Origin of the sequence: Ferruginibacter sp. SUN002, assembly GCF_050611725.1 — a bacterium.
GTDB lineage: Bacteria > Bacteroidota > Bacteroidia > Chitinophagales > Chitinophagaceae > Ferruginibacter.
The window spans coordinates 1,166,526-1,190,886 of sequence record NZ_JBODJB010000001.1 but is presented as its reverse complement, the minus strand read 5'-3'; the positions used below and the strand labels follow the sequence as shown (position 1 = coordinate 1,190,886).

The window sequence follows — 24,361 nt, the reverse complement described above, 5'->3', positions numbered from 1 at the left end:
TGTTAATTACTACAGTCACATGAATCAAATTGACACATTATATCATATCACAAACTTTGATGATTTAAAAATCATTTTAAAAGAAGGGTTCAAACCTTCTTATGCTGTAGAATATTTGGGTCAACGAAAGGTACTCATACCAATGGTTTCATTTAGCAATATTCTACTTCGGGATATTGGTGAAAATGAAGTTATCTCATATGGCGAATATGGAGTTGGATTTTCAAGAAATTGGGCTATCTCAAAGAATATTAATCCTGTTATATATACATATGAAAAAGGGGAAGCCCAAGTTTCTTTAAGCAGCTACCTAGACAATTCTGTTTTCGTAAGTAGGTTGAGCCATTTTAAAGAATATTTCAAGAAATGGACAGAATGCAAATGTGGTACATTTTCATCATCAATATCTTTAACAAATACTTCCAAGGAAGCATTAGCTCTGGCCGACTATGTAAGCCTGAAATACAACGAAGAATTAGTTGAACACTTATCTAGCTATGCTAATTCAATTTATCAGGCTTCAAAACCAATAATATTTTTGACTAAACCCTATTTAGTATTGAATAAGGAGGGCGAGCAAAAAGTCGCCTACAATGATAGAGAATGGCGAAAAACGTTTTTAGATTTAGATTTTCATGTTGAAGATAGTGATGAATTTCAACATTGGATAAAACAAAAAAAACCACATTTTCATCAGGAAGAATATAGACTAACTTTTAAAATACCTGAAATATCTGTTATACTATTAAAAGAAGAAAGTGAAATAAAGGAAGTAATCGACATTCTAAAAATAAACTGTTCGGAAACAGAAATCGAAGAACTTCTTTCAAAAAGAAAAATGTTTATCGGTACAAAGGACAAACTAATAGCTGATGGTTTTTAAAGCACTACACACAACATTGGTATTGCCAATAGTGGGGCTTGACATTGAAACAATCAGCAGCGGTAATTCTGCTGTACTGAGGTTCGGGGCTCGACGAATAAAGCCCAGCTTTAGTTCTTAATATTTAACTTTATCAAAAAGCCAGGCAGCGGTTCCGGCGGACGAATATAAAATTCCCCACCATCGGCAATACCTGTTCGTTATAGGCAAGCTTAATCGTGACACAACAATCGTTTCGAAATAAAATAAATGGTTTCTACAAGACCGATAATGTCGCTAATTATGTGACATGTATTATCGTCATTCTTGGAGGACTGTTTTTTCTGTTTAAGGTCTTCCAAGACAGATACAATGGCAATCAGAGTTCTGGGACAGTATGGCATATTTTAGCTCCGGCAATTCCGATTCTAATTGGCAGTTATGGAATCTGGAGGATTAGGCAAGATTACATAGTTAAGGTAGTATACAGTAACGCCACTATTGATAGGAAAAGCGAGGTAATTGAGGAATATTTATCGAATGTTAAGGTTTTATTTCGATCTAAAGACAAAAATTATTATAGCTACCGATATAGAAACAAATATTTCATGATTGTAGATCTAAGAGTCTATTTGGGTGAAGATAAAATTTTGTTTAATGTTATGGGGGGAGATTCGTCGGCTTTAAAAGGTATTATTGATTTTGGAATTACTAACAGAGCTTCAAAGAGACTTGAAAACTATTTGAAAGCCTGCCTATAACATGGGGTTTGGCGTCATGGCGGCTTAACGAATATATCCTGATCGATATAACACTACTCAGCGACATATCCAACTAACGAATAAAGCCCAGCTTTAGAATATATTTTCATCTTCATATTGTCTCGTCCTGAAATAGGTTGTCTAAAAAACAACCAAAAATGGACCAAAAAGAACAGATCATTCAGGGGTACTTGAACACATGATGTGGCTAACTGCAGCTACTAGCCAAGTATGGCATTAGCGGCACAACTATCTACGAACAACTTTAAATGCCATATTTCTACCATGACCTTGCATAATTGCCAAATTTATCCATGACAATGCAAATTTTTCTAACAGTTCTACCTTGTCTGACTTGCCAAAATCAATACAAGAACCAAAACCACAATCTAATGCTAATTGTTTGGCGACAGTCTTAGCCTTTTCACTTTCACCTGCCATAAACATATCTATTGCCTCGCCGTTGTAATTTGGGTCTAGCATATTTTCAAAACCTGTGCTGTTGAAACACTTAACAATTTCTGCACGGGTCTTATCTGCTAATGCATGATACACTGTTTTGTATGGCTCAGGACTTTTCATGATTGCATTGCTAGCATCAATAATTATTTTGTTTGTTACATCACCCATTTGTTCTAAAATTTCAAAAATGGCAGTTGGTGGCGTCGCAATCAAAATAACTTCCGATCTTTCAACAGCTTCTTTAATTGAAAAAACTTTTGTGTTTTCATTTTTCAAAAGTTCCTGACCTTTGAAACGGTTTACATCTTGCACACCTAAATTGATGTTGTGTCCTTTTTTTGACCAGTTGGTGGCTAATGCTCCACCAACATTTCCGGTTCCTATTATTGCAATGTTCATGTATAATTTGTTTTAATCGTTATAGTAAATAACCATCTTGTGGTTCTGATCTTTGAGGCAAGGTTTCGTTCAACATTTCTTTTAAATCACGTTCTATTGTATTACAAAGTGCCGTCATAGGAATATCGGAGGTTTGATTTTCAAACGGATTTTCATTGATTTCCCCTACTCTGTTCATTACTGCAAACACAAAACAAATAATAAAACTCACGAGAATAACCAAAACAGAAATATTCAGTTTTGCGAAATCGCCAATTAAACAATTGGGCAAAACAAAGATAAAAACATATAGAAAAAGTTTGGTGAAATATTGATAATTCATAGGCAATGGCGTGTTTTTAATTCTTTCACATGCACACTGCCAGTTGCTCAATGTTGCCCATCTGGCAGAGGCCTCCGGGCCTGTGCCGATACGTCGCTTTCCAATAAATAATCAACGTTTTACAAATTTGAAATCAAGTAAAGGAAAAGCACAGGTCAGAGACCTGCGCCAGGAATTTATCTAAGTCAAACACACTACCAAGGCATCTACCTAATCAACACAACTTTTTCTGCTCCCTGTTTTCCTTCTGTTGTTACATATTTGATGAGATAAGTTGCAGAGGGAAATCCCGTAAGATCAAAACTGATATTTCCTTTTATCGCTTTTGCATCTTTATGTATCAATATCTTTCCTGTAAAATCAGTCACAAAAACTTCTTTCAATGCTTTATTCGTTTCTAATGTAACAGGCCCATTGGTTGGGTTAGGATATACTTTTACTTTTTCAGTATTGGTGATGATCGCCATTGGTGCAGGTGATTCAGATTTTGCATCGCAGGTATTTACATAACACATTTGCTCAATTACACGTTGCAGCAAGTCGTTTAGCAACTCTACTTTAAATTCATCGGTAGTAGGTTTAATATGTGTATCGCCAATGCCACTATCGTCGGTTAAAAACAAATAAGTACCGTTGGTTGCTAATGCCATCGAACGCATGATGAATTCTGTTCCTTTATCGGTTCCACTGCAAGCAACGGGCACAATGCGTATACCTTTTGCAGCAGCGTCTGCGGTCAATTTTGTCATGGCTGTTTTTGCTTCGTCATGCGGTGGGGCATCCATCAGCAAAAAAATAATTTTCGTTCTTGCATCTGCACTCCAGTTCATTTTTTCAATGGTTTCTTCCAATCCTTCTTTTAGTGCTTCCGGATAATCGCCACCACCACCGGCAGACTGTTCTCTGATAAAATCAATTGTACTTGAAATACCTTTTGAAAATGCTTGCTTCTTTGTAACATACGCATCTCCGTTATCTCTGTAAAAAACGGATCCCGTATGCAGATCGATCAATTTATTTTTGGTCGATATTTTTGTAATAATATCTTCCAGCTCTTCTTTCAAATAAGAAATTTCATCAGACATACTTCCTGTAGCATCTACCAAAAAAGCAATTTCAACTTTGTTGGATACAGCACATGGCCTGTCTATTACAATACGATTAACCCCTTGTTCGAACGGTACCGCAGGGTATTCCGTTTTTTCATTTTGTAATGCAATAAAAAGATCTTTTTCTTTTGTCTTTTTGTCAAATCCATTCCACAATTCAGCTTTACCGGTATTGTCTGAAACAGCTGTCCACAAAGTATCTCCGTTTGTTCGGTTGATCAGGTAAATGGCTTGTCCAACTACCGCCTTAAATGCCTTATTCTGTAACTGAACGCTGTACCGATCTGTTGCATACAACCCCCATCTTTCACTGTGTGTTTTAAATTCCGATTCATTATAGTCTTCCCACATTTTCCATTTTTTAAAATCATTCACTTCTCCGGCCGTAAGTAAACTGCTTTGCTTAACCGGATCTTTTTCTTTTACAGATACTTCCGGTTTTTTGGTTGTTGGTATATCGATGGCGTCGTATACTTCGGCTACAGACGAAGCGCCTCTTACTTTCACGCCTACCTCCTTGTCTGTTGCAAATGTTACGCTCCCCGCCGGCTTTCCTGCCAAATAAGTTGCAGCATCCATCACCGCCACTGACTTAGTGGTATTCTTTTTCGCTTTTGTAGCAGCATAACCAACTACAACCACTTCTTCCAGTTTAGCTACGGCCGTTTTTAATGTTACATTCATTACAATTACCGAATCCTTCAGATCTTTTTTACTGACTTTTTTTTCAAGTGTTTGATATCCAACTTTTGAAAACATCATCTTTGAAGGAGCAGATTCTAGCTTTAGTACAAAGGTTCCATTTTCATCGGTACGTGTACCTATTTTACGATCCTTGGAGAATACGCTTACTCCAACTAAGGCCTCTCCTTTTTCATCAATCACTTTTCCTTTTACCGTTACTTTATATTCTGTTGGACTGGTGAAAGACAACAGCATTATGAATGCTGAAAAAAGGGCTCCGATAAAAGTCCTTTGTATTCGGATGTTTTTGAGTATTGTGTGGGTCATAAACTGCATTTAAGGTGAGCAATATTTATACCTGATGCAGCCTTTGGTTTTTTTGCATAAATTGATCGGGAATATTTATTTTGATAAGATCATCTCACCAATACCACCGTTCCTTTTTTTACCAATGTTATACCTCGGTAATTGGTTGCTCTTACGATCCACACATAGGCTCCTACGTATTGGGGAGTTCCATTGAATGTTCCATCCCAACCTTTAGAAGCATTATTGGTTTGAAAAACCATTTTGCCATGCCTGTCGTACACTGCAAAATAGTTCACTGTATAACCGGGTGTTACTGCACGTAACACATCATTCAATCCATCATTGTTCGGACTGAATGCGCTTGGCACAAAAACAGCAACGCTATCATACACTTTAATATTAATGGTATCTGTTGCAGTACAGCCAATATCATTTTTTACAGTGAGATAATAGGTTTGATCTCTATTGATCGTAACTACAGGATCAGCAATTGTTGAATTACTCAACCCTGTTGACGGAGCCCATGAAAAAGAAGATCCGCCCCGGCCCTGCAAACGCAGCGGTTGCCCTATAGCAACAGCAGTATCATTACCGGCAAACGGATAAAGCGTATTAATAGCAACGGGTTTGGTAATTGTGTCGGATACACATCCTTTATCAGACACAGCATATAACGATGACAGATATACGCCGTTTGCAGCAAAGAAATGTGTGGGTTCTTTTTTATCCGATGATCTGTGATCGCCAAAATTCCATGCCCATGTATCGATCAGTGTATTGTTCTGAACTGCCGGAAGATACTGCACATTACCAACGCAATCTTTTTGATAACTGAAATTCAATGAAGGCCTTTCCGCAATATTGATCTGTTTGGTAACGGTTGCTTCACAACCATACTCTGTTCGGATCTTTACACTAACCGATCTGGCTCCGGTGCTGTTGTAAATTGTCTGATCATTTTTTTTATTCCCTTTTATTCCGTTATCAAAATCCCATTCCCATACAACGGGTGCACCAACTGTAGAGGTAGACATATCTATAAAACTTGTTACTGCCTTAGAACAGGCCGGCGAAGTACTAAAATCAACCACGGGCATAGATCCCAGTGTAATTAGCCTACGAAAGGTATCTGCAGTACAACCTATTTGATTGGTAACGGTATATTGAAATTTGTATGAACCGGGACCGGGATAAGTATGCGGTGGTGGATTCTGTAAAGATGACCTTGTACCATCTCCAAAATCCCAATACCATTTAAACATATCTGTATTGTCATAAATATTTTCTGAAAAATAACGAGAGTTATCTGTAAAAAGAATTGGTTTTGAAAAGCAGGTGTCTAAGTCGGGTGAGGTACTATAACGTGGCACTACTGTTCCAAAAGAGAAACGCATAAACCCGAATTCAATTTCAGTTCTTGGCGGAAAATATTGCAATTGAGTATTGGATGCCGTAAAACCAAAATAAACGATTGGCTTACCCATGAATATTTTTTGAACAATATCTTCAGTAATACTTAGATATAGATTGCCGTCAATAAATACTGAAAGTTTTTTTGCTATTGGTTCCCACTTAACTTTTACAATACGGCTAAACGTTAGTGGTCTCGAACCGGCAATGTATAAATTTTCTATAGAAACCGGTCCTGCCAAATTATTGGCTGTACTGTGGTTTACATCTCCGTTAGATTGAATGGCAATATGACTAAACCCGGGATCAGCATCTTCACCATTATTTACAGGATCGATGGTTACTGCAAGCGATCGATCGATTCCTTCAAAACCAAGTCCATCATTACTGTTACCAACACTTGCCGTATCGGCAGTTAAAACAAAAGCGCCTCCATCGGCTCCGATCAATCTATTAAAATTTACAACAAAGCTTATATCAAAAGGCTGAGTGAGGTCGATCGGATTTTTTATCCATATCGATCCAGCTCCTTGTGTCTTTCTGTTTTCTGCAGTTGTAATGGGTGCAAATATCATTTCGCCACAACTTAGGCTGGTAATATTATTACCATGTTTAATAAAAAACTCTTTTGCCTGAGAAAAACAATTGAAGGTGATAACAACAAAAATTATCAGCAAAAAAGATCGAATGGTATTTTTCCCGATTACAGACACAGAAAGATATTTTGGTAAGTCGCTTATATTGAACAATAAAACGATCAATAAAAATACATCATGTAAGTTACCTAGATTATTTTGTTTGATGAGTGGTTTAACAAAAAAGGGCTAGCTAAGCTAACCCTTTTAAATTATTATTATTCAGAAACAATCAATTACACATCGATCTTAGCATACTTAGCATGAGACTCGATGAATTCTCTACGTGGAGGCACTTCATCTCCCATTAACATACTAAACACACGATCCGCTTCTGCAGCACTTTCAATGGTTACTTGTTTTAAAGTACGTGTAGCAGGGTTCATAGTTGTTTCCCATAATTGCTCTGCATTCATTTCTCCCAAACCTTTATAACGTTGTGTTGTTACGCTGTCATCTTTTCCTTGTCCGAATAATTGGATCAAGCCCTTGCGTTCTTCATCCGTCCAAGCATAATCCTGATCTTTCCCTTTCTTAACAAGATATAAAGGTGGTTGAGCAATGTAAACAAATCCTTGTTCAACTAACGGTGCCATATACCTGAAAATAAAAGTCAATATCAATGTAGCAATATGACTTCCGTCCACATCGGCATCGGTCATAATGATCAATTTATGATAACGCAGTTTAGAAACGTCCAATGCTTTGGGATCTTCTGGCGTACCAATTTTTACACCCAATGCAGTGAAGATATTTCTGATCTCTTCATTGTCGTAGATCTTATGCTCCATAGCTTTTTCTACGTTCAATATTTTACCTCTTAATGGTAAGATAGCCTGATAACTTCTGTCACGACCTTGTTTGGCCGTACCACCTGCCGAGTCCCCTTCCACCAGGTATAACTCACAACGATGAGGATCTTTATCGGAACAGTCGGCCAGTTTACCCGGCAAACCACCACCCGTTAGTACACTCTTACGTTGTACCATTTCACGGGCTTTTTTTGCTGCGGCTCTTGCCTGTGCTGCTAATATTACTTTTTGAATGATGGTTTTTGCATCTTTAGGATTTTCCTCTAAAAATGCAGATAACACACGACTCAACGTTGTATCTACAACACCCATCACTTCACTGTTTCCTAATTTAGTTTTTGTCTGACCTTCAAATTGCGGCTCAGGTACTTTCACAGAAATGATCGCACTCAACCCTTCTCTGAAATCATCTCCTTCAATTTCTACTTTGGCTTTTTCGAACATTCCTTCTTTTTCGCCATAGCTTTTAAATACTCTTGTAATAGAACGACGGAAACCTGCCACATGTGTACCACCTTCAATGGTATTGATGTTATTTACATAACTGAACAAATGTTCCTGATAACCTGTATTATATAACATGGCTACTTCCACCGCCACATTCGTAGCTTCATCTCTTCCTTCGCAATAAATAACGGTTGGCAATAATGTTTGACGATTGGCATTTTTATCAAGCATTTCTACAAACTCAACAATACCGCCTTCGCTGTAAAAATTCTTCGTGTATGTATTGCCGTCATCATCTTTTTCTCTAAGATCGGTGATCGTAATGCTGATCTTTCTGTTCAGGAAAGCCAATTCACGTAAACGACCTTCAAGAATTTCTCTATTGTAAATGCCAGATGTGAAAATGGTTAGATCGGGCCAGAATTGCACCCTGGTACCATGCTTATCGGAAGTACCTATTTCCCTTACCGGATATTTTGGAACACCGATGGCATATTCCTGTTCAAATATCTTACCATCTCTGTTAACCGTTACATGTAATTTGGTACTTAACGCATTCACACAACTCACCCCCACACCATGTAAACCACCGGAAACCTTATAAGAATCCTTATCGAATTTACCACCGGCGTGTAACACGGTCATAACTACTTCCAGTGCACTACGTTTTTCTTTTGTGTGCATGGCGGTAGGAATACCACGACCATCATCTTCAACGGTGATAGAATTGTCTTCGTTAATGGTTACTGAAATGGTTTTACAATGACCGGCCAACGCCTCATCAATTGAGTTATCGACCACTTCATAAACAAGGTGATGCAGGCCTTTTACGCCGATATCACCAATGTACATGGCGGGACGTTTACGGACTGCTTCTAAACCTTCTAAAACCTGGATACTATCTGCACCATAGCTGCCATTGGAAGGAGCTATTACTTCATCAATTTCTGTACTCATATTTAAGGTAAATTCTCTTTGAAATTTTCAAAATCTGTATTCCTGCAAATATAAGTAAAAACAAGTGTTTGAGGGAATTTAAATGGTCTTATTTAGGCTGTTTTTTACAAAGATTTCCACATGCGGAACACGGTGGATATTAGAACACGGATGACACTGATCAGATGGATAGAAACGGATATTTTTATGCTTACGGCTAGAATAACCGTTTACGAATTTTACTAAGAAATCAGTGCTAATCTATACCAATCCATGTCTTCCGTGTTCTAATAACTTATCGATCGATAACGTTTACGTGAATGTGACAAAATTTTTGACTATTTGTACGTATATTTGCATCGAAGTTTATCAATGTATCAATACAAAGACATATTAACCTTGGCTCAAAAACAGCCTTTCGCTTTAGACGAACTGGACGTTTTGCAGGATATTGACCGTACCGTTCCGGGATCGGTTCAGTATTCTATCAGACGTTACAGGCAGATGTCTGACTGGAATGTGGACGATATGGGTATGCTGGTATATCATTACGAGAAAAATAACCCTGAGGCCAATTACCTCGAGCTAAAATTTTGTGTTACCGGCAATGTGTATTGCAGAGAAAAACAAACAGAGTGTGATTTTTGTAAACACAGTGAATCTAAAACCTGTATTGAAAAGGTAAATAGTGTGGATGTTTTAAGTTTCACCTTTAAACCATCTTACCTTACTCAGTTTGTAAAAGGTAAAAAGCAAATGGATATATCGGACGATGTATTGGCTTTTAAACATACTACTTCTTTCAGTAAGCAATTGCCTTTATGTGGTAAAACCAGACTGGCCATTGAAGCTTTATTGAATCATACCTACACCGATACTTTAGAAAATATTTTCGTGAATGCTCAAACGCAGATCCTGTTGTTGTACAGTATGGATTGTATGATGGGTGAAAAAATAGAAGTATTCAATTGTAAATTCCTTGCCAACGAAGCTGATAGAGACAAGATCACCAAAGCAAGAGAAGTTTTACTACAACATATCGGTGAGCCTTTAACGATTAAAGCATTAAGCCGTAAAGTGGCTATCAACGAATGTTATCTTAAAAAAGGATTTAAAGAAATGTTTGGTACTACCATCTTTGATTTTTACCAAAGCCAAAGAATGGAACATGCTAAATATTTATTGTACGATAAAGGCCTGAGCGTAACCGAGGTTTCTGCAATGCTTGGCTACTCATCTATCTCCCACTTTAGCACTGCTTTTAAAAAGCACACAGGTATTAAACCTTGTGAGTTGTTGTTGCATTAATTTGTTTTCATTTTTTGAGCTAATGTCATTGGCGTAATGAACAATACAAAATGTATAACATTAAACCATTGATTTTTAATTAGCTGCAATTTTTGATAATAGGTTATAGTGTCATATATTTATGTGTTGGTGGCAATTTTGAAACCCTCTACTATGACAGACGAAGAACGATTGAACTTATTACTGCAACAACTGCAAGGCGAAACATCGAATTGCGGTGGGCAATATCATTTTACAAAAATAGAATTGCCCTCAGGCAGCAGTATCGTAGATAAATTGAAAAGCTATCTGCGACAATATGAAAAATACAAGCACCCCTATTTTTTTAGTGAAAGCCAAAAAAAAGAAATTTATGTTACCGACCGAGACCCTGAAAATTTAGTTCTAAAACTTGTTGATGATTTTGAATTTATTTTAGAAGAAAAGCTTAATTACTGGAGTAACCATAAAACAAGTTTGGACATACGAGAACAAGTAACTGAATTGTATAAACCACTTGAAAGTCAGTTTAAACTAAACCTAACTTGCTTTTTGGACAAAATTGGTTTGGTCAATATTTATTTGCTAAGTGGCGTTGACACTCACTACTGTTTTGGTCAAGACCATGTAAATGACGACATCCTAATTGAAGGAAATGAATCTTACTTCATACTGCATTTTGGTTGGAGTTCATAAAAACTGCCACCAACATGGGTATATTACGAAAGCCGGGCAGACGGAATTACAATCAGCAGCGAATCACTGATCAATTTCAGTTCGGGCTTGACGAGCAACGTTGAACAGCAATTCTTAACTTCAACAAAATATTTTCAATCAGCATCGGTTATGGGCGGACGGAATACTAATTCCCGGCCTTCGTAAATACCCGGGCCGTTGTGCGTCATGTTCGAGCAGCTCTCAACTTCAAAACTTACATGGTTAAACTGACACATTTTATCTGGATATTGCTTGCCTTTTGTACAAACTCTTTCGGGCAGACCATTGCATTCAAGACGTACAGAGACACAGCTCACAAAATTTCATTTGACATACCAACATATTGGACAATTAAGTACAGCAAAGAACAAGAAGGGTTTATTTGCATTCCGACGACAAAAGTTCAAAAGGACATTTACAGGGATTGCTTTGAAGGAATTGTGTTTAGAATGGACTTTGACAACTATGGCTTGGACACACTTTTATTTCAGCAATTCGACAAAAATGGTGACGACTACGTGACGAGTGACAGAGTAAGGCATGACGTTCCAGTTAAATTTATCAAAGGGAAAAATTGGAAAGGTATTCGGCACGACAATATCTGTGGTATTAGTTGTAAGGAAAATGGTTTTCATGCAGCAGCAGGTGAATGCCAATTTTTCTATTTCTGCAAAGCAGACAGGACTGTTGAAATTCAAACTAATGGACGGGCTCTTGATGACAAAGTTATAGCCAGACTAATATCAAGTTTTAAGTTCATTGACTGACAACACGAACGCACAACAATCGGTTTGCTGCTATGCTGGCTGAAGAATAACTCCTCATCTTTTGTTCAGTATCAGCAGCGGTTTGGTCAGACGTAATTCTATCAGCTTTTGTTGCTATCTTCATCATCAGTAATTTTATTGGGCTTCAGTTCCGTGCTGGACGTTATAAAATTCCAGCACAGCAGCAAGCCCTGTTCGTTCTTTCCATCAACCACTTTCGAATTTCAATTATAAAACAATGAAAATTTCAGCAAGCATTAAAAGTAAATTGAATCAACTGGAAACAACTGTTCAAACAAATGATTCAATAAAAGAAATAGCCATTGCGCCGAAGTCTTCAGGTTATGGCTCATCTATAAATGGTGGGGAGCTCTTACTGCTCTCGTTAGCAACTTGTTTTTGCAATGACATTTACCGTGAGGCGGCAAAGAGAAATATGGTTGTTTCCGATGTGGAAGTTATTGTAACGGGTGATTTTGGTGGAGAAGGTGAACCCGGTTCAAATTTTCAATACAAAGCAAATGTGATAGCAGATGCAACAACTGAAGAAATTAAAGCGTTGATCGAACACACAGACAAAGTTGCAGAGATACACAATACTTTAAGAAAGGGACTCAACGTAACTATTAGTTAAACACTCCACACAAAATACCCTTCATTGGGTACACCATTCATTCAACACCTTGTTTAAGTTTACAAAAATTTAAACAATGAAAACAACACTTCTACTTTTCCTGACCTTTACTACTGTTTTTGCAACCGCACAAAACAGTCCGATATATGCCAAGTTAGATTTTGGCTCCAGCAATGTAAAAACCAATAACGGTAAAGGCAATGGTAATTTTGCTTTTGGTATAGGGCTCGAAACTTACCTTCATATACAACATAAAGATGAAGTTGAACTTGCAGTGAATCCTGTTTTATCTTATTTAAAAACAGGCTATGAATCCACTACCGGAGGCAAAGTAATTGTTAATTACCTTACGCTTGCTGCGCCTTTATCAATAGTAGTTCATTCACCCGGCTCAAGGGATGAAATGGGCTTAGCATTTGGAGCAGGACCATTTGTAGGCATTGCTGCATCGGGTAAATTTAAAGTATTGGCCATTGATGACTTTAAGAAAATGAGTTTTGGTAATGGCACTGAAGACAACAGAAAAAGTATGGATGCCGGGCTTACTTTTAAAGCTTCTGTAAGAGCAAAAAAACTAAACCTTGGCATACAGTATAACATTGGTGTGGTTAACCTTATCCCAAAAGATAGGATATCAAACGGTGCTTATATAAAAAGTAAAAACTTTTTATTTTATGCGTCTTATGCAATATTTGATAAAAAGAAATAAGCATTAAAAATAGGTAGCAATTCCAAAACTAAATCCTGCAGTCTTTGCTGCAGGATTTCCCAGCAGGTCATTTTGTTTTTGAAAACGATAGTTTATCCGAAATACTGTTTGCGATCCGGGCCTGAAACTAACGGCAGGCATTATACTCCATAGCTCATCTGCAATATTGGTATCGGTTTCTTTAAATTTTCCAACATTCCAATCTACATATTCTGCTCTGCAGGAAAGATTCAATACTGCATCATTCCATCCCAACATTCTTTTTTTAATAAGCGGTTGCACTATATCTATAAAACCACCACGCTGCTTATTACCGAATTGTTGCGAATAGGTTGATGGCACATCAACGAAGATCCATGCCCATTCACCAATAATAGTTGTATTTGTTTTTTTAATGGTTGTATTGAGATCAACAGCCAATACATCGCATCTTCTTTTTGTGTCTATGATCAGTCCATCATCTTTCCATTTATTATAAATACCACCCATATACGATAACCCGATCTCTCCGACTTTTGTATTTCTTAGGGCAAGCTTACCCGTTAGTAAAGGTTCACCGCTGGCAGATTCTTCAAAACGTTCTGCGTTGTTCTTAGCTGCCGGTAAATATGTTTTATTGAGATTGTTTTCAATGATGGAATTATCAAAACCACTTGTTGCATACAATTCATAGCCAAACATCCAGTTCTTTTTATAGTACTTTCCATATAAACCAAAGCCAGCATTGCTCCAGGTAGCCGGCAGCATTTGTGTAGCAGCAATTGGCCTATCTATAAATTCCCATTTAGGGCCATCGTGATTTTGATTGAATGCGCCGATCGGATTAACGATCATCCCTCCTCTTAAATTCAACAAAGGATGAAACTCTACGTCCACCGCTGCAAATTCAACAGCAATTTCTTTTTCAGCAGGTTCGAATTCTATCTCCGATAAAAATTTAATTCTTTTAGTAATGGTTGATGATACAAAAAGTGTCAATCTCCTGAATTGAAATTGATGCCCTTCAGAAATACCATCTGTACCCAAATGTTGCCAATTCGTTTCTACATAACCGCCCAAAGAAACAGGCAGTTTGCCTACCTGTAAAGCCGGTCGGTTATACATGGCATCCATATTCATTAAAGGCTTGGATGTGTCTTTAGGTGCTCTTCTTAAAAGTGTAGGATCTATCTGAGCCTGCGAAGAAAAACCAACAAGGGTAAAAAGAATAAATGCAAATATGTTCAATCTCATTTCAAAGATATTTTTAATTGATTATCTACAATAGTGATGGGGAATGTTCTCAATGCTGTATTGGCCGGGCCTGTTTCAGCCAAACCATGATTATTGAATTCGCTGCCATGTGCAGGGCATTGCAGCTTATCTCCAAATACCTGCAGCTCTGCTCCCTGGTGTGTGCATTTCATCAACAAGGCTTCGTAGTTATTTTCATCAAAACGATAAACGCAAATAGGATACTGCAATATTTCATTTTGCACGACAAGATATTTTTTGAATTCCTTTTTATTTCCTTTTCTTATTTCAAAATCGGTTAATGGTACGATCATATCAGAACCTAAAATTTTTGCATTGGCAATTTTTGTACTGCTACAACTTTCCAGCATACCCAATATCAATCCGCCGCTGATACAACTGATACAACCAGTTTTAATAAATTTTCTTCTGTCCATTATAAACTTTTTAAAAATTTGATCAATTGCTGTTTTTCAAGTTCTGTAAGTGCGTTAAAACTATTTTTAGAATTGGTTGCTTCTCCACCATGCAACTGAATGGCTTCTTCAATAGATTTTGCTCTGCCATCGTGCATTAAAAAATATTGCCCTCCCTGCGAATTTGGTGAAAGACCCAAACCCCACAATGGCGGGGTTCTCCACTCACTTGTTTTGGCTGTACCTTCTGTATAACCATCATCCAAACCAGGGCCCATATCATGCACCAGCAGATCGGTATAAGGCGCAAATGTTTTATTACTCAAGGCAGCAATCGGCGAATAGCCTGTTTTTAATTCAGTTTTATGACAGCCTGAACAATTACTGCTGATAAAAAGCTGTTTACCTGCAATTACATCTGCATCATTTTGATTTCGTTGAATTGGCGCTTTCAGTGTTTGCAGATAAAACACCACATCATGCACTGTTTTGTTAGCAACCTCAGGATCAACATCCAAACCGGAGTAAACATCTTTTGGAGAAAAAGAAGAAGTGATACCTATATCCTGATTGTATGCATTCACAGTTTGGTGCAACAAATTGAAGGCACTCGCTTTCTTACCAAAACGGCAAATATATTTTCCGTTTCTTGTTGCTGCATCAGGCCCGGGTGTTATGAATGCCGGCAATTCATTCCAGTTCGGCACTCCTTTTATCCCATCTCCGTTCAAATCGTTCGGATCACTCATTGCAATGATATCGGCATCAGACACCAGTTCTATAAAACCTAACCCTGTATTGGCCGGCGGCATAAACCTTGATGAAGTGGCTCCTGCAGGAATTTGCTCAGGCACAAAGCCCGGTAAAGACCTATTCTGCAACTGTGGCCCACCTAAATGTAAAAACTTGTTACCTGTACTATCAACTTGTCCGAATCTGATCAGTGTTGTAAAAGGGTGCCCTTTACCATCGCCGGCATGGCAACTGCCACAACTGGTTGCTACGAATATAGAACCAAGCCCTGTTTCTTTTGTAAAAACCTCATCATTGAATGCAATATCTCCTGAAAGGAATTGTGCCGACTGTGCAGTTGTTAAACCATCAACTGGACCATCCAGCAATGTATCATCAGCAGGAGTTCCGGGTTCCAATTTTGAACAGGAAACAATTACCACTGCTGCAATACATGCAATGACAAAAAAACTCTTCTTCATGTATGCCAAAATTTGTACCCGGCAAATATACTCAATAATTTAGGGTACCCAAATTTAATTTATTAGGATAATATTATATAAAAAATTAGCTATGATGTGTTTTACTTACGCTAAGAAGGTTATTTTTGCGGTAAGTATGAACATATCAGTTACAGAAGAAAATTACCTCAAAGCTATTTTTTCAGCCACCTACCAATCAGAAAACAGGGTCGGTAATCAATTAATAGCTGAAAGTCTGGCTATTAACCCTGCCTCTGTTACCGAAATGCTCAGAAAGCTGGATGAAAAAAAACTGATTGAATACAATCGTACCAATGGAGCAAAGCTTACAAAGGATGGCTGGATGGCAGCCGTAAAAGTTATACGTAAGCACAGGCTCTGGGAAACCTTTCTTGTAGATCACTTGAATTTTACCTGGGATGAAGTGCATGAAGTAGCTGAACAATTGGAACATATACAATCTGACAAATTACTCGATGAGCTGGCAACCTTTTTAGGCAACCCGGGTTTTGATCCTCATGGCGACCCAATTCCTGATAAAAAAGGGAAAATGCCCGTTATTAAAAGCAGGCTACTTTCAGAAACTGCCATCGGGAAAAAAGTAAAAGTGGTAAAGGTTGGAGACAATACGGCTTCTTTTTTAAAATATTTGGACAAACAAGGCATTGCATTGGCAGATCATATTACAGTAAAAGAAGTGCAGGATTTCGACAAATCATTGCTGGTAGAACTGAAAGGCAAAAAAGAAGTGTATTTAAGTGCCGAAGCGGCAAAAAAGATAATGGTTGAGTAAGACAAGCCTTTTATCAAAAAAAATATCCTCAAATGCAGCAACTCATCCAACTTATTTGACTTTTATATAAAACATTGATTCTAATAAAGAGATTCGCCTATTTTTGCAGATGCAATAAAATTTAACCTGGTATAAATGATTCACCCACACACGTACATTCACCCGAACGCTAAACTTGCCCCCAATGTAAAAGTTGATCCGTTCAGTGTAATTCATCAAAATGTAGAAATTGGTGAAGGCACTTGGATCGGCAGTAATGTTACCATTATGGAGGGTGCAAGAATCGGTAAAAATTGCAGAATATTTCCGGGTGCTGTTATAGCCGCTATTCCACAAGACCTTAAGTTTGACGGAGAAAGTACTACTGTTGAAATTGGTGACAATACAACTATACGTGAATTTGTAACCATTAATCGTGGTAGTAAAGACAGGTGGACAACGAAAGTTGGGAACAATTGTTTGATCATGGCTTATAGCCATATAGCTCACGATTGTTTGATCGGCAACAACTGTATCATGAGTAACAATACACAAGTTGCAGGCCATGTTGTAGTTGGCGATTTTGCTATCATTGGCGGCATGTGTGCCATACACCAGTTTGTTGCAATCGGCCAACACACTTTTATCAGTGGGGGATCGTTGGTGAGTAAAGATGTACCACCTTATATAAAAGCCGGTCGTACGCCATTAAGTTATGCCGGCGTAAATTCTATCGGACTGAAACGTCGTGGATTTTCTTTGGACAGTATCAACCAGATATTGGATATATACAGAATCATCTTCAACAAGGGTATGAATACATCTCAGGCCCTTAATTTCATCGAAGAAGAAATTACTGCAACCGACGAAAGAGATGAAATTGTAACTTTTATTCGTGAAAGCGGCAGAGGCATCATCAAAAAATTCACAAAAGGTAGTTTAGATGATGAATAGTTTTAAAATTCATTATCGCTGACAGATGCAAATACAACTTACCAATACAGGCAAACGCTTTAACAGAGAATGGATCTTCAGGCAAATCAATCTTCAATTTGATCTCGGCAAAAAGTATGCGATCACAGGCCCTAATGGTTCCGGAAAATCGACTTTATTGCAAGTCATCAGCGGAGCGGTTTCATACAATCAGGGTAAAATTCAATATTCGCTCAACGGCAAAATAATAGCAACTGCTGAAGAATACAATTACGTGTCTATTGCTGCTCCTTATCTTGAACTCATTGAAGAAATGACGGCTGTTGAATTTTTAAAATTCCACCATAGCTTTAAACAATTAAGTTTGAACGAAATAGCAATTCTTGAGATTATCGGGTTAAAGCATGCCGCCAACAAACAAATACGCTATTTCAGTAGCGGCATGAAACAACGATTAAAACTGGCGCAGGCTTTCTTTACTAAAGCACCTATTCTTCTTTTAGATGAACCCACCACAAACTTAGATGCGGAAGGTATATCGCTCTATCGATCTTTAATCGACAATTACACAACAGACAAACTCGTTATCATTAGCAGTAATGATAAACACGAGTATGACTTTTGTGACGAAGTGATCAATATCTCAAATTATAAACAATAAAAAAGGTTGTTTCAAATAATATGAAACAACCTTTATAAAGCGATGAAACACTTTATTATTGCGGATTTATTAATTTACCGCTGATCTGTTGGTTTCCCACTTTGAAAATATAAATCAGGTTTTCTCTATTACTTGGTAATACCTCGTAATCGATGTACAAATATTTATCGGCAAACACATATCCTTTATAAAGATTTGCAACTTTTTGTCCCAGCATATTATAGACATCCAAAGTAGCATTACCCGCTACAGCAGATCTCACTGTAAACTTCACACGATCTCTGTATGGATTAGGATACGCTGCAACTTTCAATGTTGATTTTGAATCTATCATGCTATTGTAAGTAACAGGCATTGTTCTTCCATTCACTTGTGTTGGCGGAATAGGTATATCATAAAAACCCACCATTGAACGACAACCATCAAATGCATTATTGATTTGATCAACAGCTTTATTTACATCAGCTGCGGTTATGCCGCTAATGGTTACACCTCCTAAAATGTCGTTAGCTAATTTGAATAAACCGGCAACATCTTTCGAATAAGTACCACCGTTATAAGTCAAATAAGTAATGACATTATGTGGTATTCCAAATTGCAGCACCGGAGCTGTTTCAATTGCATTACCTGATAAGCAATCAAAATTTTGCACATATAATGTGTCATGCAATGCGAATGCTGAAAGATTGGTGCCATTATTCATATTGAAGAACAAAGTAATGGTTTGTGCCAGCAATACATTTCTGATCTTGCCTTTGGTAGATCCGTTTGGTGAGATAGGAACACCATCCCAGGTACTTGCAACGCTATAAGTTGAACCTTCATAAGTATCACCATATGTTGTACCTCCCGGCTTGCTACCCAATGCACCCGCTGTACCACCACCAGGCAACATTTTGAAGATATTCATATTCGTTACATCTTCTTTAAACAAAGTAAAAGCTCTATCGTCTGTTGATACACCTCCAATGTCGGCACGACCAAACACAAATTTGGTTTGCCCGATATAATCAAATGCTTTGATCATTTTTGGTAATGCAGCTTCCATCACATTACCTGTTTCCAAACCTCCGCTACATCCTAAGCCACCAACATTACCATAGAATCCTTGGGTATAGGTGCAATGATTACCAACCGGTCCGCAGGATATAACCACTACCGTTAGTGGGTTAGAATAAACGATAGGGCAATCTCCTTGTTGTACAACTGCTCTGAATATGGTTTTTTGAGTCAGTAAACCATACGTAAGTGTATTGGTTGTATTAGCGATCGGAATCCAGGTAGCACCATTATTGGAAGATTTTTCCCACCGTACTATTGTTCCGGAATAACCTGTCAACGTTAACGTTCCTCCTGTATTATTATCACATTGTAATGTTCTTCCCGTAACACTACCGCCAACAGCAGGAGGCGTAACAGTAATTGTAACTGGAGCAGAAGTAGCTTCAGGACAAACCCCGTTTTTAACTACTACTCTGTACGATGTTGTAACTGCAAGATTGCTATAGCTGATAGAAGTAAGACCGGCTGAACCAGCAATATCTGTCCAGCTGCCTCCCTGCGGCATTCTCTGCCATTTAACTATACTACCTACCTGACCACTTACAGATACCGAACCACTATTTGATCCTGAGCATACAGATGCGGCGCCACTAACGGTACCGGCTACAGTAGGAGTAGTGATTGTTATTGTAACAGGAGCAGAAGTCACTTCAGGACAAGTACCACTCTTAACTACTACTCTATATGAGGTTGTTATTGTTAAATTGCTATAATTGATAGAAGTCAATCCGGCTGAACCAGGAACAGTTGACCAGCTACCACCTTGCGGCATCATTTCCCATCTAACCACATCGCCTACTTTACCGGTTACAGAAACTGAACCACCATTAGAACCGGAACAAACTGTTGCGGCGTTACCTACTGTACCAGCAACAGAACCTGCATTTACAGTAATAGTAACCGGAGCTGAAGTTGCTTCCGGACATACTCCGCTTTTTACAACTACCCTGTACGAGGTTGTTATTGTAAGATTACTATAATTGATAGATGTCAGACCAGCCGAGTTTGTTACCGTTGACCAACTTCCACCTTGCGGCATCATTTCCCATCTAACCACATCGCCTACTTTACCGGTCACAGATATTGAACCACCGTTAGAACCTGTACAAACTGTTGCTGCATCACCAACAGTACCTGCAACTGAAGCTGCATTTACTGTAATTACAGCAGGAGCAGAAGTAGCTTCAGGGCATACGCCATTTTTTACAACTACTCTGTATGATGTCGTTGCTGTGAGATTACTATAATTAATAGATATAAGTCCTGCGGAATTTGGAACAGTTGACCAGCTACCGCCTTGCGGCATCATTTCCCATCTAACTACATCACCCGTTTTATCGCTTACTGAAACCGACCCTCCATTCGATCCGGAACATACAGTTGCAGCGCCGGCAACTACACCCGCTACAGATGGAGCCGTTACCGTAATGGTAGCAGGAGCTGAAGTAGCTTCCGGACATACACCGCTTTTTACAACTACTCTGTAAGAAGTTGTTGTAGTAAGATTACTGTAATTAATTGATGATAGACCTGCAGCATTAGGAATGGTTGTCCAGTTTCCACCCTGCGACATAATTTCCCATCGGACCACATTACCCGTTTTACCGGTTACAGACACTGAGCCTCCGTTAGATCCTGAGCACACGGTTGCAGCACCGTTAACCGTTCCGGCTACTGAAGATGCATCTACATGTATTGTGATCTGAGCCTGTTTAGAACATAGCTCACTAAATTGTTTTGTATATGTAACAACGTGATCTCCCGGGCCTGCAATTGAAGGATCGAAAGAATTTCCGCTAACCCCGACACCGCTATATGTACCACCGGCGGGGCTACCCAAAAGTGAAACAGCTCCGCCACTTGCACACAAAGGTCCAACAGCATCAAGTGTTGCTTCATTAATATTGAAACCAACCTGTATTGGTTCTACCAGATCTTTCAAAGCAGCTGATAGTGAAGAGGATGCTTTTGTTTTTATAAAAACCGTTTTTACATTAAAGCCTATACAAGGATCTTCATTTTGGAAGTTAATCACCTGACTTACATTAACACCAGCTTCAACAAATTGAAGGCCGTCGTAAGTAGGATTACCAAAAGCCAAAAAAGGCACACTTACGCCATCTAAGTTATTTGTAACAGCAAACCCAAGCGGCCCCGGAGTGATTTCATGATAAGAATATTTATTATTACCATCCGGTAACCATCTAAAATAAATAATACTACTTACACCGCCGCCATTATTGTATTCAATAGTGATCAATAGATCATTTATTGTTCTGCCTCCATGAGGACCGGCTGTAGTAAAACCACCTCCCGGCGCTCTTGTTACAGTATTTTGTAATAATTCAAAATCTATATAAGCCGTTCCTTCTACATCACTCCTATCTCCTCCCATCATTAACCACACATCACCATTAGCAGCTTGGGCAATATGTAATAATGCACGGTTGATCTCATTTTTATTTGGTGGAGATCCTTCAACCCATGACCATTCGGCTGGACTCATATAACCCTTACTACCTTCCGTAAAAATGACATCATTTGTTTTATCATCATACGGATCAAAAATATTGAACGTAGTAGCTGAATTTAAAACCGACCCATCGTTATTGATAACGAAGCCACCGGTACCACCTGCACCAGCAACCCAGTCACCAACATTGGCAGCAGGACTATTGGCAACTAAGTTTCCATCTATATGAAAACCACCGGTCGGTGTCAATACAGGCGCTATGCCCTGACTAAAAGAACTAAAAGAAAAAAAGGTTAGCAAAAAAAGCAATATCGAATTTCGTATGCTTTTAAAATACGGCAATAACCACGGATTTTTTAAATAACTCTTGTGTAAGGGAGTCCGTGTAAGGGAAAAAGTTCTCATAACTTAAATTTGTAGTTAACGAAAAAGGGGTTTCGGCATTTCTGATATGGACGAATGCGGTATGTTTCGGAAGGATATTGACGTACCAACTAAATGTTACGCAAGTGCAACACTATAAAAAGAACAATTGTAGAGGTATTAGGTAGGGTCGGATGAACAGGTATTCTTGGGATTGACTACTAAGGTAATATAGCTATTGTTAAAAAGCAAGTATTTTTTCCAAATCTAATATATTCATGCTGTCTTAGCGCTTACTGGCTACAAGCAAAGCCAGATCAGTGTATTTCAAATTAAATCTTTCGCTTAAGTAGTAGTTGGTCAATGCCCCTTTGAACATATATATACCGGCTCGTATATTCTCTTTCCGCCATATAAGATTTTCAATGCCACCATTTTCCGCAGTTTCCAGGAGCAAAGGCATCAATACATTGCTGATAGCCTGGCTCGCCGTACGGGCAAAGCCACTTGGTATATTCGGAACGCAATAATGTATGACATCATATTTTCTGAAGACGGGCTTTTCATGCGTAGTTACATCGCTGGTTTCAAAACAACCTCCACGATCGATGCTAACATCAACAATCACTGTTCCCGGCCGCATATTACTTACCATTTCTTCAGTAACAACAAGTGGCGTTCTTCCTCCCGAGCTATTTAATGCACCTACGGCCACATCACAAGTCTTTAATTGTTTAGCAAGAATTTTTGGCTCTATAACGGAGGTCCACAAACGACCACCGATATTGTTTTGCAAACGTTTTAATTTGTAGATGCTATTATCAAATATTTTTACACTGGCTCCCATTGCCAAAGCTGTACGAGCAGCATATTCGCCAACAATACCAGCGCCAATGATAATTACTTTAGTTGGCGGAATACCGCTGATACCTCCTACCAATACGCCTTTACCCTGATTGGCATTGCTTAGATATTGTCCTGCGATCAGCATAACAGCACTTCCGGCTATCTCACTCATACTACGTACAATTGGGTTATGACCGCTTGCATCTTTCAAATTCTCAAAGCTCAACGCAGTGATCTTCTTTTCCATCATTTTTTGCAATATCTCCCTCTTCATTACGGTAATGTGTATAGGAGAAATGATGTATTGATTCGGTTTCAACAATTCGCATTCTTCTTCACTTACAGGTGCGCTTTTTACAAGAATATCGCATTCAAAAACCGCTTTCTTATCGTATGCTATCTGAGCACCGGCTTCACTGTAATCTTTATCGCTATAGCTGGCACCGTTACCGGCCTTTGTTTCCATGATCACTCTATGACCATTGGCTACCAATACGCCGATTGCTTCAGGAGTTAGGGTGATCCTGTTTTCGTTATAGGAACTCTCTCTTGGTATTCCAATAAATAATACCGCCCCCTTTGGTTTTACATCCAGTGTTTCTTCCAGTGTTTCGTAAGTAAATGATGGAGATATGAACGGTTTTGAAGTTGCCATATAATGATTGAGAATGAAAAATTAATAATTAAAAATGAATACGCAGCATTTACCATTCAATTTTTCTGCTATTATTTTCCCCAATAGAAATTTTCAGATGCAATGTTTCATCCGGCAAGATCCCCGGTGCCCGATCGGGCCATTCGACAAAGCAAATATCTCCTGAAAAAAGACAGTCTTCTACTCCGGCTTGTATTGCTTCTGCCTCACCTTTCAAACGGTATAGATCAATATGATAAATTGAACTACCCTTATCCGTTTTATATTGATTTATAATTGAAAATGTAGGACTAGAAGTATTGCCTTGCACACCCAATCGTTCACAAATAGTATGCACAAGTGTTGTCTTGCCTGCACCCATATCTCCATGCAAAGCAACAACCTTATTGTTCAAGCCCATATCAATGATCTTTTGGGCAGCAATACCTATGTCATTTAATGAAAAAATTACCTCCATGTTGCAAAGATATT

Annotated in this window: 20 protein-coding genes; 9 read left to right on the top strand and 11 right to left on the bottom strand. The window is 38.4% G+C overall.

Translation table 11 applies throughout. The features are described from left to right. Window positions 1–19: 19 nt before the first annotated feature. The gene (locus ACQ33O_RS05290) at window positions 20–883 is read left to right on the top strand and encodes an abortive infection system antitoxin AbiGi family protein (RefSeq protein ID WP_430994523.1); all 864 of its coding nucleotides are present in this window, start codon (window positions 20–22) and stop codon (window positions 881–883) included. A 989-nt stretch (window positions 884–1,872) separates the two neighbouring features. On the opposite strand, the gene ACQ33O_RS05285 is transcribed toward ACQ33O_RS05290, so the two are convergent. The 5 genes from ACQ33O_RS05285 to gyrB all read right to left on the bottom strand — a co-directional run bounded on the left by ACQ33O_RS05285 (window position 1,873) and on the right by gyrB (window position 9,169). Then, the gene (locus tag ACQ33O_RS05285; RefSeq protein ID WP_430994522.1) at window positions 1,873–2,484 is read right to left on the bottom strand and encodes an NADPH-dependent F420 reductase; all 612 of its coding nucleotides are present in this window, start codon (window positions 2,482–2,484) and stop codon (window positions 1,873–1,875) included. 19 nt (window positions 2,485–2,503) lie between these two features. After that, window positions 2,504–2,857, bottom strand: coding sequence for a bestrophin family ion channel (locus tag ACQ33O_RS05280; protein ID WP_430994521.1), 354 nt, complete (start codon window positions 2,855–2,857; stop codon window positions 2,504–2,506). Window positions 2,858–3,012: 155 nt separating this feature from the next. Then, complete coding sequence (locus ACQ33O_RS05275) at window positions 3,013–4,854, bottom strand: carboxypeptidase-like regulatory domain-containing protein (RefSeq protein ID WP_430994520.1); 1,842 nt, start codon at window positions 4,852–4,854, stop codon at window positions 3,013–3,015. Window positions 4,855–5,015: 161 nt separating this feature from the next. Further along, window positions 5,016–6,995: a PKD domain-containing protein gene (locus tag ACQ33O_RS05270; RefSeq protein WP_430994519.1), complete on the bottom strand. Its 1,980-nt coding sequence runs from the start codon at window positions 6,993–6,995 to the stop codon at window positions 5,016–5,018. A 194-nt stretch (window positions 6,996–7,189) separates the two neighbouring features. Then, window positions 7,190–9,169, bottom strand: a complete 1,980-nt coding sequence (gene gyrB / locus ACQ33O_RS05265; protein WP_430994518.1) for a DNA topoisomerase (ATP-hydrolyzing) subunit B — start codon at window positions 9,167–9,169, stop codon at window positions 7,190–7,192. A 351-nt stretch (window positions 9,170–9,520) separates the two neighbouring features. Here gyrB and ACQ33O_RS05260 point away from each other — a divergent pair, with 351 nt between their 5' ends. From ACQ33O_RS05260 to ACQ33O_RS05240, 5 genes are all read left to right on the top strand, one after another. Then, window positions 9,521–10,456, top strand: a complete 936-nt coding sequence (locus ACQ33O_RS05260) for a helix-turn-helix domain-containing protein (protein WP_430994517.1) — start codon at window positions 9,521–9,523, stop codon at window positions 10,454–10,456. Between the two features lie 153 nt (window positions 10,457–10,609). Beyond that, window positions 10,610–11,131, top strand: a complete 522-nt coding sequence (locus ACQ33O_RS05255) for a hypothetical protein (RefSeq protein ID WP_430994516.1) — start codon at window positions 10,610–10,612, stop codon at window positions 11,129–11,131. A 239-nt stretch (window positions 11,132–11,370) separates the two neighbouring features. Then, window positions 11,371–11,919 (top strand): hypothetical protein, encoded by a 549-nt coding sequence (locus tag ACQ33O_RS05250; protein ID WP_430994515.1) that lies wholly within the window; start codon window positions 11,371–11,373, stop codon window positions 11,917–11,919. A 238-nt stretch (window positions 11,920–12,157) separates the two neighbouring features. Next, on the top strand, window positions 12,158–12,553 hold the full coding sequence (locus ACQ33O_RS05245) for an OsmC family protein (protein ID WP_430994514.1): 396 nt from the start codon (window positions 12,158–12,160) through the stop codon (window positions 12,551–12,553). Window positions 12,554–12,629: 76 nt separating this feature from the next. Continuing rightward, window positions 12,630–13,262, top strand: coding sequence for an outer membrane beta-barrel protein (locus ACQ33O_RS05240; protein WP_430994513.1), 633 nt, complete (start codon window positions 12,630–12,632; stop codon window positions 13,260–13,262). 3 nt (window positions 13,263–13,265) lie between these two features. On the opposite strand, the gene ACQ33O_RS05235 is transcribed toward ACQ33O_RS05240, so the two are convergent. The 3 genes from ACQ33O_RS05235 to ACQ33O_RS05225 are packed head-to-tail and all read right to left on the bottom strand — an operon-like array spanning window position 13,266 to window position 16,125. Continuing rightward, on the bottom strand, window positions 13,266–14,495 hold the full coding sequence (locus ACQ33O_RS05235; RefSeq protein ID WP_430994512.1) for a hypothetical protein: 1,230 nt from the start codon (window positions 14,493–14,495) through the stop codon (window positions 13,266–13,268). Next, window positions 14,492–14,932: a Rieske (2Fe-2S) protein gene (locus tag ACQ33O_RS05230; RefSeq protein ID WP_430994511.1), complete on the bottom strand. Its 441-nt coding sequence runs from the start codon at window positions 14,930–14,932 to the stop codon at window positions 14,492–14,494. The genes ACQ33O_RS05235 and ACQ33O_RS05230 overlap by 4 nt, the downstream gene beginning before the upstream one ends. Further along, a complete protein-coding gene (locus tag ACQ33O_RS05225) occupies window positions 14,932–16,125 on the bottom strand; it encodes a di-heme oxidoredictase family protein (protein ID WP_430994510.1) in 1,194 nt (397 codons plus the stop codon). The genes ACQ33O_RS05230 and ACQ33O_RS05225 overlap by 1 nt, the downstream gene beginning before the upstream one ends. A 91-nt stretch (window positions 16,126–16,216) precedes the next feature. Between ACQ33O_RS05225 and ACQ33O_RS05220 the strand changes: the two genes are divergently transcribed. From ACQ33O_RS05220 to ACQ33O_RS05210, 3 genes are all read left to right on the top strand, one after another. Beyond that, the gene (locus tag ACQ33O_RS05220) at window positions 16,217–16,918 is read left to right on the top strand and encodes a metal-dependent transcriptional regulator (protein WP_430994509.1); all 702 of its coding nucleotides are present in this window, start codon (window positions 16,217–16,219) and stop codon (window positions 16,916–16,918) included. 135 nt (window positions 16,919–17,053) lie between these two features. Beyond that, a complete protein-coding gene (lpxA, locus tag ACQ33O_RS05215) occupies window positions 17,054–17,851 on the top strand; it encodes an acyl-ACP--UDP-N-acetylglucosamine O-acyltransferase (RefSeq protein WP_430994508.1) in 798 nt (265 codons plus the stop codon). 25 nt (window positions 17,852–17,876) lie between these two features. Continuing rightward, complete coding sequence (locus ACQ33O_RS05210; protein WP_430994507.1) at window positions 17,877–18,491, top strand: ABC transporter ATP-binding protein; 615 nt, start codon at window positions 17,877–17,879, stop codon at window positions 18,489–18,491. A 55-nt stretch (window positions 18,492–18,546) separates the two neighbouring features. On the opposite strand, the gene ACQ33O_RS05205 is transcribed toward ACQ33O_RS05210, so the two are convergent. The 3 genes from ACQ33O_RS05205 to tsaE all read right to left on the bottom strand — a co-directional run bounded on the left by ACQ33O_RS05205 (window position 18,547) and on the right by tsaE (window position 24,347). Next, window positions 18,547–22,431 (bottom strand): hypothetical protein, encoded by a 3,885-nt coding sequence (locus ACQ33O_RS05205; protein WP_430994506.1) that lies wholly within the window; start codon window positions 22,429–22,431, stop codon window positions 18,547–18,549. A gap of 244 nt (window positions 22,432–22,675) precedes the next feature. Further along, window positions 22,676–23,890 (bottom strand): alanine dehydrogenase, encoded by a 1,215-nt coding sequence (locus ACQ33O_RS05200; protein ID WP_430994505.1) that lies wholly within the window; start codon window positions 23,888–23,890, stop codon window positions 22,676–22,678. A 49-nt stretch (window positions 23,891–23,939) separates the two neighbouring features. Then, window positions 23,940–24,347 (bottom strand): tRNA (adenosine(37)-N6)-threonylcarbamoyltransferase complex ATPase subunit type 1 TsaE, encoded by a 408-nt coding sequence (tsaE, locus tag ACQ33O_RS05195; RefSeq protein ID WP_430994504.1) that lies wholly within the window; start codon window positions 24,345–24,347, stop codon window positions 23,940–23,942. Between the last annotated feature and the right edge of the window lie 14 nt (window positions 24,348–24,361).